General features: G+C 69.5%; 11 protein-coding genes. 6 read left to right on the forward strand and 5 right to left on the reverse strand.

Going from position 1 to position 14,718, the window contains the following annotated elements; all coding sequences use genetic code 11:
* Positions 1-142 precede the first annotated feature (142 nt).
* The 5 genes from BM140_RS22270 to BM140_RS22290 form a co-directional block, all read right to left on the reverse strand.
* The gene (locus BM140_RS22270; RefSeq protein ID WP_091951245.1) at positions 143-934 is read right to left on the reverse strand and encodes a WecB/TagA/CpsF family glycosyltransferase; all 792 of its coding nucleotides are present in this window, start codon (positions 932-934) and stop codon (positions 143-145) included.
* On the reverse strand, positions 931-2,133 hold the full coding sequence (locus BM140_RS22275) for a glycosyltransferase (protein WP_244535577.1): 1,203 nt from the start codon (positions 2,131-2,133) through the stop codon (positions 931-933). The genes BM140_RS22270 and BM140_RS22275 overlap by 4 nt, the downstream gene beginning before the upstream one ends.
* Positions 2,130-3,074: a GDP-L-fucose synthase family protein gene (locus BM140_RS22280; RefSeq protein ID WP_091951249.1), complete on the reverse strand. Its 945-nt coding sequence runs from the start codon at positions 3,072-3,074 to the stop codon at positions 2,130-2,132. Before BM140_RS22280 ends, BM140_RS22275 begins: the two co-directional genes overlap by 4 nt.
* 8 nt (positions 3,075-3,082) lie before the next feature.
* On the reverse strand, positions 3,083-4,183 hold the full coding sequence (gene gmd / locus BM140_RS22285; protein ID WP_091951251.1) for a GDP-mannose 4,6-dehydratase: 1,101 nt from the start codon (positions 4,181-4,183) through the stop codon (positions 3,083-3,085).
* A 441-nt stretch (positions 4,184-4,624) separates the two neighbouring features.
* The gene (locus BM140_RS22290; protein ID WP_091951253.1) at positions 4,625-5,749 is read right to left on the reverse strand and encodes a lipid II:glycine glycyltransferase FemX; all 1,125 of its coding nucleotides are present in this window, start codon (positions 5,747-5,749) and stop codon (positions 4,625-4,627) included.
* Positions 5,750-6,218: 469 nt separating this feature from the next.
* Between BM140_RS22290 and BM140_RS22295 the strand changes: the two genes are divergently transcribed.
* The 6 genes from BM140_RS22295 (at position 6,219) to BM140_RS22320 (ending at position 14,621) form a co-directional block, all read left to right on the forward strand.
* Positions 6,219-7,424 (forward strand): DUF2252 family protein, encoded by a 1,206-nt coding sequence (locus BM140_RS22295; RefSeq protein ID WP_091951256.1) that lies wholly within the window; start codon positions 6,219-6,221, stop codon positions 7,422-7,424.
* Positions 7,425-7,781: 357 nt separating this feature from the next.
* On the forward strand, positions 7,782-9,077 hold the full coding sequence (locus tag BM140_RS22300; protein WP_091951259.1) for a quaternary amine ABC transporter ATP-binding protein: 1,296 nt from the start codon (positions 7,782-7,784) through the stop codon (positions 9,075-9,077).
* Positions 8,993-9,844, forward strand: a complete 852-nt coding sequence (locus BM140_RS22305) for an ABC transporter permease (protein ID WP_091951261.1) — start codon at positions 8,993-8,995, stop codon at positions 9,842-9,844. Before BM140_RS22300 ends, BM140_RS22305 begins: the two co-directional genes overlap by 85 nt.
* A 99-nt stretch (positions 9,845-9,943) precedes the next feature.
* On the forward strand, positions 9,944-10,780 hold the full coding sequence (locus BM140_RS22310; RefSeq protein WP_091951263.1) for a glycine betaine ABC transporter substrate-binding protein: 837 nt from the start codon (positions 9,944-9,946) through the stop codon (positions 10,778-10,780).
* 78 nt (positions 10,781-10,858) lie between these two features.
* Positions 10,859-12,217, forward strand: a complete 1,359-nt coding sequence (locus BM140_RS22315) for a hypothetical protein (protein WP_091951265.1) — start codon at positions 10,859-10,861, stop codon at positions 12,215-12,217.
* A 361-nt stretch (positions 12,218-12,578) separates the two neighbouring features.
* Positions 12,579-14,621, forward strand: coding sequence for a methyl-accepting chemotaxis protein (locus BM140_RS22320; protein WP_091951267.1), 2,043 nt, complete (start codon positions 12,579-12,581; stop codon positions 14,619-14,621).
* Positions 14,622-14,718 lie beyond the last annotated feature (97 nt).

Consider the following 14,718-nt stretch of genomic DNA (forward strand, 5'->3'; position numbering starts at 1 on the left):
CCACCGCCGAGGGCATCGGCCCGAAAAGGGGATGTTGGCTTTCGAAAAGTGTCCGTGGATACGGGGAAAGTCGGGGATCGCCCCGGATTTGAGATCCGGGACGATCCTCAAGTGCCGGCGGCGCGGGTGAACTCCGCAGGGGCTACGATCGCGCGGCACCCGCCGGGCGGCGGCGGTGCTCGGTGGCGACCAGCGCGAGGAAGCGCGGGATCGTGTGCAGGTAGCGGCCGGTCAGCCGGCGCGGCTCGCGCATCAGGCGGTAGGCCCATTCGAGGCCGGTGACCTGGAACGCCACGGGCGCGCGGGGCACGCGGCCGGTCAGCACGTCGAAGGCGGCGCCGACGCCCATCGCCACGGTGCCGGGCAGGTGCGGGGCGTGCTCGGCCATGAACAGCTCCTGCTTCGGGGTGCCCAGGCCGATCCAGAGGATCTGCGCGCCGGATTCCCGGATACGTGCCCGCATGGCGTCGGTTTCGGCCGCATCGAGCGGGCGGAACGGCGGGGTCTCGGTGCCGACGACCTGCAAGCCCGGCAGGCGGGCCTGCATCGTCCGGGCGAGGGCATCCGCGACGCCCTCGCCGCCGCCGAGGAAGTAGTGGCGCCAGCCATGGACGAGGCCGGCACGGCAGACCGCCTCGACCGATTCGATACCCGGCACCTGGCCGATGCCGTCGGCGCCGCGCAGCCGCCCGAGCCAGTAGAGCGGGCGCCCGTCCGGGCAGACCAGCATCGCCGCCTCGTGCGCGGCGAGCAGCTTCTCGTCCTCGGTGGCACGCACGATGCCGTGGGCGTCGCGGAAGACCACGAAGGTGCCCGGCCGGGTCCGCCCGGAATCGAGGCGACGGCGGATCGCGCCGATCATGCCCTTCATGTCGATGGCGGAAATGCCGGTCCCGGCGAGGCGGAACCGGGGGACCGCGGGATCGTGGCTCATCGGGCGATCTCCAGAACGGGTGTCGTGAGGGAAAGGGGAGCGGCGGCGCGGGCGGCGCAGGCCCGCCGGTAGATCGAGAGGAGGGCCGCGGTGGTGGCCTCCTCGGTCCAGTCGCGGAGATAGGCGGCGCGCGCGGCCCGACCCATCCGGCGGGCGGCCTGCGGATCGGCGAGGATGCGGGCCATGGCCTGCGCCAGCGCGGCGGGATCGCCGGGGGTGACGAGCAGCCCCGTCACGCCGTCCTCGACGAGATCGGCCAGCGCGCCGATGCGCGAGGCGATGACGGGCGTGCCGGCGGCGAAGGCCTCGGCCACCACCATCGGCAGGCCTTCGTACCAGAGCGAGGGCACGACGAGCGCCGCGGCCCGCGCCATCCGGGCCTGGACCTCGGCGCCGGGGAGCGTGCCGAGCAGGGTCAGGCCGGGCGCACCGTCCAGGCTCTCGCGCAGCGGCCCTTCGCCGGCGACGTCGATCGCCCGGCCGAGCTGCCCGGCCGCCGCCTTCAGGGTCTCGACGCCCTTCTCGCGGCTGAGCCGCCCGGCGAACAGGATCGTCTCTCGCGACGCCTCGGAGGGGGGGCCGGGATCGGGCAGGCCGTTCGGCTTCACCACGATGCGCTCGGGCGGCAGGCCGGCGGCGACGAAGCGACCGCGGGCGAAGGGGGTCAGCACCACGAAGGCGTCGACGTCGCGGGTCCAGGTGCCGATGCGGCGGTGCCGGTCGATCATCCGGGCGACGGCGAGGCTGCCGAGCCGCGAGCCGCGGTAGCAGCGGTGGCGCACCGCCGCGTAGGGCGAGCCGGTGACGCAGGTCTCGCACGGCTTGCCGTCCCGCATCAGCAGGGCGCCGGCGCAGGTGAGGCGGAAATTGTGCAGCGTCTGGACGGTGGCCGCGCCCTCCGCCCGCACCGCCGCGAACATCCCCGGCGAGACCAGCGGGAAGGTGTTGTGGGCATGCACCACGTCGGGCCGGAAGCGGCGCACCGCCTCGACGACGCGGGCGATGCCGCGGCGGGCATGCGGCGCCTCGAAGGCCACGCGCAGGCGATCGACCGGCCCCCGGATGTCGTCGTTTGAAAAGTACAGCGTCTCGACCGTGCAGCCGGCGCGGGCCAGCGCCGCCGCCTCGCGCTCCACGACGGCATCCTCGCCGCCGCGGATCTGATAGCGGTTGTGGACGATGAGGACGCGCCGGCTCACCGGTTGCGGCCCCCGCCCGCGAGGAAGTCCGCATAGGCGCGGGCGAGACCCGCTTCGAGGCCGGTCGTCGCCCGCCATCCCAAGCCGGCTAAACGAGACACGTCGAGGAGCTTGCGCGGGGTGCCGTCGGGCTTCCCGGCGTCGAACGTCAGCTCGCCCTCGTAGCCGACGACGCGGGCCACCGTGCGGGCGAAGTCCGCGATGGTCACGTCCTCGCCGGTGCCGACATTGAGGATGTCCTCCCCCGACCATTCCCGCATGGCGAACACGCAGGCGTCGGCGAGATCGTCGACGTAGAGGAACTCGCGGCAGGGCGTGCCGGTGCCCCAGATCGTGACGCTGGGGGCGCCGGCCTCGCGTGCCTCGTGGAAGCGGCGCAGGAGCGCGGCGGCGACATGCGCGTTCTCGGGGTGGTAGTTGTCGCCGGGCCCGTAGAGATTCGTCGGCATCACGGCGACGAAGTCGCGGCCGTGCTGGCGGCGATAGGCCTGGCACAGCTTGATCCCGGCGATCTTGGCGACCGCGTACCACTGGTTGGTCGGCTCGAGCGGGCCGGTCAGCAGCGCGTCCTCCGTCATCGGCTGGGCCGCGTGCTTCGGATAGATGCACGAGGAGCCGAGATAGAGCAGCTTCTCCACGCCGTGATGGTGCGCGGCGTGGATCACGTTCGCCGCCATGGCGAGGTTGTCGTAGAGGAAGGTCGCCGGATAGCGGTCGTTGGCCTGGATGCCGCCGACCGTGCCGGCGGCATGGAACACCGCCTGCGGCCGGATATCGGCGAAATAGGCCTCGACCGAGCCGAGGTCGCGCAGGTCCACGCGCTCGCGGCCGTGTTCGAGGATCTCGCACCCCTCGCTCGCGAGGCGGCGCACCAGGGCCGCCCCGGCCATGCCGCGGGCGCCCGCGACGAAGACCCGCTTGCCCGAGAGGTCGTAGCGCATCGGTGCCCTCACTCGGCGGCCAGACGCAGGGCGGTGCCGTGCTGGTGCGGACGGCGCGACGCCGTGTCGGCCTCGAACCGGGCCTCCTCCAGGTCGGCCGCGACCATCTCGCGCACGAGTTCCTCGAAGGTCGTGCGCGGCGCCCAGCCGAGGGCCTCGCGCGCCTTGGTGCCGTCGCCGACGAGCAGGTCGACTTCGGTCGGGCGGAAGAAGCGCGGATCGATGCGCACCAGCGTGTCGCCGGTGCGGGCGTCGCGCCCGACCTCGTCCACGCCCTGGCCTTCCCAGGCGATGGTGCGGCCGACCTCGGCGAAGGCCGCCTCGATGAAGCTGCGCACGCTGCGGGTCTGCCCGGTGGCGATGACGTAGTCGTCGGGCTTGTCCTGCTGCAGCATCAGCCACATCGCCTCGACGTAGTCGCGGGCGTGGCCCCAGTCGCGCTGGGCGTCGATGTTGCCGATCCAGAGGCAGTCCTGGCGCCCGGTCTCGATCCGGCCGACCGCACGGGTGATCTTGCGGGTCACGAAGGTCTCGCCGCGGATCGGGCTCTCGTGGTTGAACAGGATGCCGTTCGAGGCGTGAATGCCGTAGGCCTCGCGGTAGTTCACCGTGATCCAGTAGGCGTAGAGCTTGGCCACGCCGTAGGGCGAGCGCGGATAGAACGGCGTCGTCTCGCGCTGGGGCACCGCCTGGACGAGGCCGTACAGCTCCGAGGTCGAGGCCTGATAGAAGCGCGTCGTCTCGGTCAGCCGCAGTTGGCGCAGGGCCTCGAGGATGCGAAGCGGGCCGACGGCATCCGCGTTGGCGGTGTATTCCGGCGTCTCGAAGCTGACCGCGACGTGCGACTGGGCGGCGAGGTTGTAGATCTCGTCCGGGCGTACGTCGGCGATGATGCGGGTCAGCGCCGCGGAATCGGTCATGTCGCCGTAATGCAGGCGCAGGCGCACGTCCTCGTCGTGCGGGTCCTGATACAGGTGATCGATGCGGCCGGTGTTGAAGCTCGACGAGCGCCGCTTGAGGCCGTGGACCTGATAGCCGCGGGCGAGCAGCATCTCGGCCAGATAGGCGCCGTCCTGGCCCGTGATGCCGGTGATGAGTGCAGTCTTCATCGTGTCCCTCGGTACGCGCCAACTGAAAATTCGGCCGCCACTCTCGCATGAGCGGGACGGACAGGTGAGATTGAGATCACGCCAGCAAGCGGTGTGCCCCCGGAAACTGCGCCGGAACGGGATGTTTGGCTCAGAGCAGGACAGATTCGGCTGGGGCGAAGAGATCTTCGGGCCGGCGAGGGGCTGGGTGACATGTTCCGGGATTCGACGGCTCGCCTCGGGTGGAGACGGGAGCCGATCATCACGGCCCCGGGCTAAATTCCGGTGTAGCGACAACCTTTACGGGGCCATAATTCGCCCCGCCGAAATCAATCCAACGATCCGGCGGATGCGCTCGATTGTCCCAAGCGATGAAGGATGCCGGGACGATGCGCCCGCGGCTCGTGCCGCATCGCCTCGTTTCGAAATCCGACCCGGCCGTTCGGGCCGCGGGACCGACCCTCAGCGTTGCGCCAGCAGCCCGGCGGCGAGCGAGCGGACGAGGGGGAGGCGGCCGTAAAGCCAGAGGGGGGTGCTCTGGACGACGCGGCGGCTGATGCCGCGCTTGAAGTCGAACACGCCGCGATTGCCCGCCGGATCGATGCCGCCGAGATCGTAGATCGGGCAGCCCTCGGCCTTGGCCCGCTCGATCAGGGTCCAGACCGAGAGCGCGGCGGCGTTGGTGGCCCGGCCGCGCTCGTTCGAGGCGGCGAAGAAATCGGTCCAGCGTGCCGGCGCCCAGTGGGCGATCCGCACCAGGATCGGTTCGCCGTTCTCGCGCACCTCCAGGATGACGAGGCGCGGGTCGGTGGCGGCCACGTCGCGAAACGCCTTCGGATCCAGGGTATTCGAGAAGCCCTTGCGGGCCTGGAGCGCCGCGTACATCCCGGCGAAGGTGTCGAAGGCGGCGAGCCGCGCATCCGGATCGGTCAGGATCGCGGTCTCGAGGTCGGGGTTGCGCTGAGCCTTGGCGAGGTTGCGCCGCCATTTCGAATCGAGCCCGGCCTCGATCGCCGCGATGTCGCGGGTCAGGTCGAGTTCGAGGGTGTGCTGGCGGGCCGAGACCACCGGCACGAAGCCGAGCGCCAGCAATGCCGCCACCGCCTCGTTGTCCTGGAACTCGTGGAAGTTCACGCCGAGCAGATCGAAGGGTCCGAGCGCCAGGTGGTCGCGGAAGGCGCGGAGCGTCGCTTCCGCCCGCGCCGTGCCGGCGGCGGTCAGCACCGGACAGCCCTGCGCCAGCACGAAGCGGGCGAACCCGAGCCGCCGCTCCTGAACCTGCACGAAGGCGAGGTCGCGCCCCCGGCCGTCGCGGATCGCGATCCGCCGGACCGCCCAGTTCAGGCGCGCCTTGTAGGTGCCCCAGGGCCGGGCGACGTAGAGATTGGCGCCCGGCTCGTCGGCGAGGCGCTCGTCCCAGTCCGCCGCGTCGGTCAGGTCGACGACCGTGATGTCTTCGGCGGGGGCGTGGCGCTCGATGGCGGCCGATGGCGCCACCCCGCGACGCCGCGAGTCAGGGCGGGCCTCCGAGCGGGCCGTGAGCCGCAGCCGGGTCGGGCCCGAAGCGGCGATTCGTGCAGGGGTCATCCGTGTACTCCGTCGCTGCTTCGAGGCGGGTCGAGACCGAATGGTTCCCCCCGGTGCGTGATCAATCCCCTGGCCGGCCCGAATACGGGCGAAAGTGTCATGGAGCGTACAATACCCGGACGCGGGACGGCCGGGCCAGACGGGGAAAGCGTCGATCTGTGCGGGGCGGCCCCTGCGAGCCCTGTCCGGCAAATTTGCGAGCGGCGCACGCCTACCGCGGACCGCTGGCCCCTCGGCCGAAAAGCGCTCGTCAGACTGAACGTCGAACCTGCGGCGGCTATTCCCCATGAGCGGTCGGCCCGGACTTCGTACCGACGAACGAGACCGGATGCGGGGCCGGTACGTTTTCGGAAAGGCGTTTCATCCACCCTAGGACGTTGGGCCGCGCTCCGATTCGGGGCGACGCGACGTTGACGTTTCGCGCGGCGGGCCCGATGGCGGCGCGGTGCGAGAGGGCGAAGGAAAGCGGATGACGCGTCATCGAGCGGTGGAGCGGGCGGATCGCGAGGCCGTTCTGGAACGGCAGCGGGCGCTCAAGATGGCGAAGTCGGCCCATGCCTATGTCCGCGGCAACACCCTGAAGTTCTACGAGTGGCTCGACGGCCTGCCCCGCGGCACCCTGCCCGAGGGGCCGCCGATCTGGATCTGCGGCGATTGCCATCTGGGCAATCTCGGGCCGCTCGCCGACGCGGACGGGGACGTCGCGATCCAGATCCGCGACCTCGACCAGACCGTGATCGGCAATCCGGCCCACGACCTCGTGCGGCTCGGCCTGTCGTTGGCGAGCGCGGCGCGCGGCTCCAACCTGCCCGGCGTCGTCACCTCGCGGATGCTGGAGGAAATGGTGCGGGGCTATTCGGGTGGGCTCGCCTCGCGGGACGGCGACGGGGAGCCGCGGGAGCCGGATGCGGTGCGCACCGTGCGCCATCGGGCGCTGGGGCGGCGCTGGAAGCACCTCGCCCGCGAGCGCCTGGAGGACGAGGATCTCAAAATCCCCCGCGGCCGCCGATTCTGGGCGCTGGACGACGATGAGTACGCCGCCCTCGACGCGCTGTTCCACGAGGACGCGGTGCGCGAACTCGTCCTGGCGATCGACGGCCGCCACGCCGACGCGGCGCGGGTGCGCCTGCTCGACGCCGCCTACTGGATGAAGGGCTGCTCCTCGCTGGGCTTCCTGCGCTACGCCGCCCTGCTGCGCATCGACGAGCACGGCGAGAAGCCGCGGCTGGCGCTGGTCGATCTGAAGGAGGCGCTCACCGCCGCAGCCCCTCCGGCGCCGAAAGCGAAGATGCCCAAGGATCCGGCCGAGCGCGTGGTCGCCGGCGCCCGCGCGCTCTCGCCCCATCTCGGCGAGCGCATGCTGCCCGCCCGCATCCTCGGCAAGCCGGTGGTCGTCCGCGAGCTGCTGCCGCAGGACCTCAAGCTCGACGTCGATCAGTTCAGCAGCGGCGAGGCGGTACGGGCCGCCCGCTACCTCGCCCACGTGGTCGGCGCGGCCCATGGCCGGCAGATGACGCGCAGCGCGCGCGCCGAGTGGCGCCGCGCCGTCGCCCGCGGCGCCACCGCGGACGGCGCCCCATCCTGGCTGTGGTCGAGCGTGGTCGAACTCGCCGGCCGCCACGAGGTCGGCTACCTCGAACATTGCCGCTCCTACGCCGACGCCGAGGCAGCCTGAGGGCCGGGCACCCCGCCCCATATCGAAGCTGCACCCCGCCTCCGCCGCGTCCGGTCTTGAACCGGACGGGGCCGTGACGATATCGGCTCAACCGACGGCGCCTTTTGCTCGCGCCGCGATCAGACTGTGCACAATATTATGCCATCGTGACGAAAATCGTCGCGATGTTGCGGCGCAGCGTCGGAATCTGTCGGTAAACTTCCGGACATGTCGGCTTCGCGGCAAAAAGCGTCGCCGCAGGACAAGCCACTGAGGCTGTCCGTACTAGCTTTTGATCATAGCAAATCAAGACAAGCACTGCTGCCGGCGCCGAAAGGCGAATGCCGTAATGCGCTGATCCGAAGAGGTTGCAAGCACATGGGCCGCATCACTCTCGAGAGCGTCAGCAAAGTCTTCGGCGCCAACCACGCCGAGGCGATCAACTTGATTTCCCAGGGCAAGCGCAAGGCCGAGGTGGCCCAGGCCTGCGGCGCCGTCGTGGGCCTGCGCGACATCTCCTTCGACGTGCACGAGGGCGAGATCCTGACCCTGATGGGCCTCTCGGGCTCGGGCAAGTCCACCCTGCTGCGGTGCATGAACCGCCTCGTGGAGCCCACGATCGGGCGCATCCTCGTCGACGACGTGGACGTGACCAAGCTCGGCCGCAAGGAACTCCTGGCCTTCCGCCAGAAGGCCTTCGGCATGGTGTTCCAGCACTTCGCCCTGCTGCCGAACCGCACCATCCTGGCGAATGTCGGCTTCGGCCTGGAGATCAAGAACGTCCCGGCCAAGCAACGCATCGACGCCGCGATGCGGGCGATCGAACTCGTCGGCCTGAAAGGCTGGGAAAGCAAGTATCCGAACGAGTTGTCGGGCGGCATGCAGCAGCGCGCCGGCCTCGCCCGCGCGCTCGCGGCCGATGCCGACATCCTGCTGATGGACGAGGCGTTCAGCGCCCTCGATCCGCTGATCCGCCGCGACATGCAGGCCGAACTGCGCGAATTGCAGCGCTCCCTCAAGAAGACCATCGTCTTCGTCTCGCACGACCTCGACGAGGCCGTGGCGCTCGGCGGCCGCATCGTCCTGATGAAGGACGGCGAGGTGGTCCAGATCGGCCAGCCCGAAGAGGTCGTGGCCCGTCCGGCGACCGAATACGTCCGCCGCTTCGTCGAGCATATCGATCTCGCCGCGGTGATGCGCGCCGGTCAGGTCGCCGACCGCGCGGCGGTCGTGCTGTCCCCCACCGACACGGTCGCCGAGGCGCGGCTGCGCACGGCGGCCGGCGGCAGCGACGGCTGGCTCGTCGCCGACCAGGGCGGGCGCTTCGTCGGCCGCGTGCGCGCCGAGCGCCTCGCCGCCGCCCGGACCGGCGAGACCGTCGCGAGCCTGCTCGATCTCGATCCGGCCGCGGTCTCGGCCGAGGCCCGCCTCGACGCGGTGCTGCCGCAGGTCGCCCAGAGCGGCGCGGTGGCGGTCGTGGCCGAGGACGGGCGCCTGATCGGCCCGATCACCAGCCGCGACGTGGTGCGTGCGCTCGCCGCACGTCCCGGCAACTCTTCGACACAGGCCCAACCGGCAGGAGCGGATCGATGGACTGGAACGTCCCCAAATTCCCCCTCGACACGCTCAGCGACAACGGCCTCGACTGGCTCACCGAACATGGCAGTTGGCTGACCCGCGCCGTCAGCCGCACGGTCTCCGACTGGATCGAGGCGCTGACCACCGCGCTGATCGCGGTGCCGCCGTGGCTGGCCATCATCGCCGCCTCAGCTCTGACCTACAAGATCGGCGGCCGCAAGGTCGGGCTCCTGACGCTCGGCGGCCTGCTGTTCCTCTGGAACCTGCGGCTGTGGCAGGCGACCGTCGAGACCCTGGTGCTCGTCATCCTGGCGACGATCGCGGCGCTCCTGATCGGCATCCCGGTCGGCATCTGGTTCGCGCTGAGCCGGCGCGCCTGGCGGACCTTCTCGCCCGTCCTCGACATGATGCAGACGCTGCCGAGCTTCGTCTATCTGATCCCGGCACTGCCGTTCTTCGGCCTCGGGGCGGTCTCGGCGTGCTTCGCCACCATCGTTTTCTCGGTGCCGCCGGTGATCCGGCTCACCGCGCTCGGCATCCGCAACGTGCCGACCGAACTCGTCGAGGCCTCCGACGCCTTCGGCAGCTCGGCGACGCAGAAGCTGTTCAAGGTCCAGCTGCCGCTGGCGCTGCCGACGATCATGGCCGGCGTCAACCAGACCATGATGCTGGCGCTGTCCATGGTGGTCATCGCGGCGATGATCGGCGCCGGGGGACTGGGCCGCGCGGTCTGGCAGTCGATCCAGCGTCTGGAAGCCGGCGCCGGGTTCGAGGCGGGGATCGGCATCGTGATCGTGGCGGTCATCCTCGACCGGGCGACCCAGGCGCTCGCCGCCAAGGCCCGCCCCCACGGTTCGGCTTGAGCCGAAGCCGCACCCGTCCGGCGGCGCGCCTGCCGGACGGCCCGCACAAGCCCCGCACCATCAACAATTGTTAGTTTCTCCTCCGACCACGAGACGATCATGCGCGCGACCACGCTCGGTGCCCTCCTCTGCCTCGCCCTGACCCAGACGCCCGCGGAAGCGGCGAGCAAGCAGGTGCGGATCGCCTATGTCGAATGGGCCGACGCGGTGGTCGCCACCAACATCCTCAAGCTCGCGCTGGAGGAGAAGGGCTACGAGGTGAAGACGATCCCGCTCGCCGCCGCCGCCATGTGGCAGGCCGTGGCGACCGGCGACGCCGATGCCAGCGTCGCGGCGTGGCTGCCGGTCACGCAAGGAGCCTATTACGAGAAGCTGAAGAACCGCCTCGAACTGGTCGGCCCGAACGTCACCGGCGCCAAGATCGGCTGGGCGGTCCCGGCCTCCTCCCCCCTCAACTCCATCGAGGACCTCAAGACCAAGTCGGCCGAGGTCGGCGGGCAGGTGATCGGCATCGATCCCGGCGCCGGGATCATGAAGAGCTCGGAGGCCGCCATCAAGGCCTATGGCCTGCCGGTCAAGCTCGTGGACGGCAGCGACGCGACGATGACCAGCGCCCTCAAGGACGCGGTGCGCCAGAAGAAGGACATCGTCGTCACCGCCTGGACGCCGCACTGGATGTTCGCCCGCTACGAGCTGAAGTACCTCGCCGATCCGAAGAAGGCCTTCGGTGACGACGAGAGCGTCAACACCATCGTCCGCAAGGGACTGAAGGACGACATGCCCGAGGTCTACGCCGTCCTCCAGAAGTTCAAGCTCACCGTGAAGGACGAAGAGGCCGTGATGGCCGAGAACGAGGAAAAAGGCGCCAAGCCCGCCGAAACTGCCGCCAAATGGATCACCAAGAATCGCGCGACGGTCGATGGCTGGATAAAATAATATCTTGGCCACAATCCAAGCAAATGATACAATTTACGGGTCGAATCAAACTACAGTGAAGTAGAAGCTGGGGGCTACATGACTATGAAAAGCTTGGCGGCCGCCCTCCTGGGGTGCGTCGCAGGGGCCGCGCTGTGCTCATCGGCAGCGCTGGCACAGTCGCGGGGCACGGTGGAGCTCGATGCCGAGCCGAGCAAGGTGAACCGGGTGCAGCCGATCGCGGTGCCCGATCCCACCTACGCCCCCGAGGCCGCCAAGCCCGCCAGCAACTTCGACATCGCACCGCCGAAGGGTAAGACCGAATTCGGCACCTTCACCTTCGGCGGCGCCATCCGGGCCCGCTACGACTGGCGCTTCAACGACGTCAGCCTCGGCGGTCAGCCCAAGGCGTCCGAGCATTTCGACTTCGACACGCTCTCGCTCAAGGCGGCCTACGATTCGGACACGATCTTCGGCGCCGCGCAGTACCGCTTCTACGGCGGCAGCTCGATCTACGGGCCGCGCAACGGCTACCGCGGCTATCCGGGCGAGGTCAGCTTCCCGATGTGGGCCTATGTCGGCTACAAGCTGACCAAGGAAGACAGCGTCACCGTCGGCCTCAATCAGGCGCCGTTCGGCCTGACGCCGTATTTCGGCAACAGCTTCATCGAGACGCTGGGCTTCACCATGGGCCTGGAAGAGGTCTACAACTTCGGCGTCAAGTACTCGCACGTCGAATCTGACCTGAACTATCAGGTCGGCTACTATCCGGGCGCCAACCCGAACGCCATCGGCCTGAGCCTCGACAGCGCCCGCTACTCGACCAACATCGTCCGGGCCGATTCCTACACGCCGTTCGCCACGCGCAACGCCGAACAGAACATGTTCATCGGCCGGGCCGAGTACTTCTTCCTCAAGAACGATCTCGCGTCGTTCGCGGTCGGCGCCTCGATCTGGCACTCGGACATCTACAATTCCGACACCCGCCAGACCGGCACCAAGCAGCTCGAAGGCATCCACGCCCTCGGCACCTACGGTCCCTGGGGCTTCAAGGGCATCTTCATCCGCCAGGACATCGACCCGCGCAACCCGGTCCGCAACGACCTGATCGGCATCGGCGGCTTCGACTTCTCCTACAACATGGCCACCCGCGGCAACTTCGTCTCGGGCGAAATCAGCTACAAAGTCGCCGACCCGATCGGGCCGTTCACGGTCGTGCCCTATGCCGGCTACAGCGCCTACTTCAAGGACAAGGCCAGCTTCCAGAACAGCGAGCGCTTCATCATCGGCGGCGCCTGGACGCTCACCGCCGACCCGAACCTGATCATCTACACCGAGGGCGTCATCGGCCGGAACGACCCCTATGTCGGCGCCGGACAATTCTCCAGCGGCCTGGCGCAAGGCGGCGACAACAAGTGGAAGTCGCGCTTCATCATGAACATCGGTTACTACTTCTAGCCATCGATCCGGCGCATCTCCCTTTCCCGAGGGACAGCCCCGACGAAGACCTTCCGCGCCCGCCGGGTGCTCAGGAGGACTTCTTCGGGGCTTTCTTCGTGCCCCGGGGCGACCGACCGGCCAGCGCCTCGCCTCGAGAGAACGAATTCGTACGGTCGGACGAGATTGTTGCAGCGAAAAAATTTCGGGCGCTACTCGGGATAAGACAAAGGAAGCTGTGCCGGAATCCGGATTTAAGGATCGAACCGGCCATGAATTCTGCTTTCTGGCCGCTCCGTCAGCGCATTGCGAGTTGAGTTAACGGGCCGTCAATCCTCGACCGCCATCGTCCCGGGTACCCCCCACCCGGACCTGCAGCCTCATGAGCACCCAGCACGGCTTGTCGAACAAGTTGATGTTCGTCACCGGAACGGCCGTCACCGTCGTCCTGGTCGGATTCCTCGGCATCACGGCGTGGCGCACCGCCGACCGCGTCCGTTCCGACGTCACCGAACTCGCAATCAAGGAGGCGTCCGGGGCGGCGAGCCAGGTCGGCATCCAGTTGACCGAGGCGGTCTCGGCGGGCACCGCCATGACGGCGGCCCTCTCCGGGCTGATCGAGACCGGCCAGGCGCGGCGCGCCGACCTCGTCTCGGTGGCGCGCGCCACGGCTGTGCGCTACCCGAACCTCTACGGCGCCTGGATGTGCGACACGACCGAGCGCACCCTGGAAAAGACGCTGCCCGGCACCGACGCCGTCAATCAGAAGGGGCTCTTCACGCCCTACTGGACGAAGAACGCCGCCGGGACGCCGGAATTCTCGACCTTCCAGTTCGACGGCTCCGAGCAATGGTACCAGGCGCCGGTCGCCACGGGCAAAAGCCTCGTGACCGAGCCCTATCTCACCACCCGCGGCGACCTCGTGACCTCGATCACCGCGCCGATCGCCCCGGCGGGCCGCGTCGTCGGCGTCGGCGGCGTCGACATCCGGCTCGACACCTTGCCCGAACGCCTCAGCGCGCTGCATCCCTTCGGCGGCGGCCGGGTGATGCTGCTGTCTCAGGGCGGCAAGTGGCTGGCCCCGCCCGCCAAGGGCCTGGAGATGAAGGCCTATGAGGGCGCGGGCGCCGACGCGGTGAAGGCCGCGCTCGCCGACGGGCAATGGCGCGCCCTCGCCGACGGCCCCGATGGCGGCCTGCGGCTGATCTATCCGTTCTCGGCGCCCGGCATGAACACGACCTGGGCCGTGGTGATGGACGTGCCGGCGGCCGTGATCACGCAGCCGATCTACCGGCAGCTCGCCGAGACCGCGGCCGGCGGGCTCATCGTCCTCCTCGTCGTGCTGGTCACCCTCTTCGCGACGACGAAGGCGCTGATCGACAAGCCCCTGACCCGCTCGGTGCGCACCATCGAGAGCCTGATCGAGCGGCGCTACGACACCGTCATCGCCGACACCGACCGCAAGGACGAGATCGGCGCCATCGCCCGGGCACTGGAGGTGTTTCGCGACAAGGCGCGCCAGGCCGAGACCCTGGCCGAGGCGCAGGAGATGCAGCAGCGCCAGCAGCTGTCGCGGGCCGAGACCATCCGTCACCACTCGCAGAGCTTCGACAGCACGGTCTCGAACCTGACCGAGACCGTGCTGCGGCTCGTCGGCGACCTCGATTCGGCCTCGACCAACCTGAAGGGCGGCGCCGAGGCGACGAGCCTGCGCAGCGCCTCCGTGGCGGCGGCCTCCGAGCAGACCTCCGCCAATGTCGGCGCGGTCGCGTCCGCGGCCGAGGAACTGCTCGCCTCGGTGCAGGAGATCGGCCGCCAGATCGACCATTCGACGCAGATCGCCGCGAGCGCCGTCACGCAGGCGCGGGAGGCGCGCGCCAGGGTCGATGCCCTGGCGGGTGCGGCCAACCGCATCGACGAGGTGGTCCGGCTCATCAGCTCGATCGCGGCGCAGACCAACCTGCTGGCGCTCAACGCCACGATCGAGGCCGCCCGCGCGGGCGAGGCGGGCCGCGGCTTCGCCGTGGTCGCCTCGGAGGTGAAGGAACTCGCCAACCAGACCTCGCGGGCGACCGACGAGATCGCCGTGCAGATCGCGGCGGTGCAGAGCGGGACCGGCGACACCGTGGCCGTCATCCAGGACGTGTCCGGCACGATCGAGCAGATGAGCGCCATCGCCCAGTCGATCCGCGAGGCGGCGGCCCAGCAGGGGCTGGCGATGCACGAGGTGGCCCGCAACATCCAGGAGGCGTCCGCCGGCACGCACGAGGTCTCGGCCAGCATCTCCGCGGTGTCGCGCTCGGCGGGCGAGACCGGCGAGACAGCGAAGGTGGTGAGCTCCGCCGCGATGGTGTTGCAGGACAAATCGAACGAGTTGCGCAGCCAGGTCATGACGTTCCTCTCGAACGTCCGCGCCGCGAGCTGAGGGACACGCCGAAACAAAAAAAGGCCGCCCTGGACGGGGCGGCCGGAGGCCTTGGGAGGAAACGCTCACGAAGCTGCGAAACCGGGCCGGATCGCCA

This window comes from Methylorubrum salsuginis (genome assembly GCF_900114375.1).
Taxonomy (GTDB): domain Bacteria; phylum Pseudomonadota; class Alphaproteobacteria; order Rhizobiales; family Beijerinckiaceae; genus Methylobacterium; species Methylobacterium salsuginis.

Excerpts from the sequence above, each read along its gene's own strand:
- BM140_RS22270 (WP_091951245.1), bottom strand. The coding sequence starts at position 934 with ATGAGCCACGATCCCGCGGTCCCCCGGTTCCGCCTCGCCGGGACCGGC.
- BM140_RS22280 (WP_091951249.1), bottom strand. The coding sequence starts at position 3,074 with ATGCGCTACGACCTCTCGGGCAAGCGGGTCTTCGTCGCGGGCGCCCGC.
- gmd (WP_091951251.1), bottom strand. The coding sequence starts at position 4,183 with ATGAAGACTGCACTCATCACCGGCATCACGGGCCAGGACGGCGCCTAT.
- BM140_RS22290 (WP_091951253.1), bottom strand. The coding sequence starts at position 5,749 with ATGACCCCTGCACGAATCGCCGCTTCGGGCCCGACCCGGCTGCGGCTC.
- BM140_RS22295 (WP_091951256.1), top strand. The coding sequence starts at position 6,219 with ATGACGCGTCATCGAGCGGTGGAGCGGGCGGATCGCGAGGCCGTTCTG.
- BM140_RS22300 (WP_091951259.1), top strand. The coding sequence starts at position 7,782 with ATGGGCCGCATCACTCTCGAGAGCGTCAGCAAAGTCTTCGGCGCCAAC.
- BM140_RS22305 (WP_091951261.1), top strand. The coding sequence starts at position 8,993 with ATGGACTGGAACGTCCCCAAATTCCCCCTCGACACGCTCAGCGACAAC.
- BM140_RS22310 (WP_091951263.1), top strand. The coding sequence starts at position 9,944 with ATGCGCGCGACCACGCTCGGTGCCCTCCTCTGCCTCGCCCTGACCCAG.
- BM140_RS22315 (WP_091951265.1), top strand. The coding sequence starts at position 10,859 with ATGACTATGAAAAGCTTGGCGGCCGCCCTCCTGGGGTGCGTCGCAGGG.
- BM140_RS22320 (WP_091951267.1), top strand. The coding sequence starts at position 12,579 with ATGAGCACCCAGCACGGCTTGTCGAACAAGTTGATGTTCGTCACCGGA.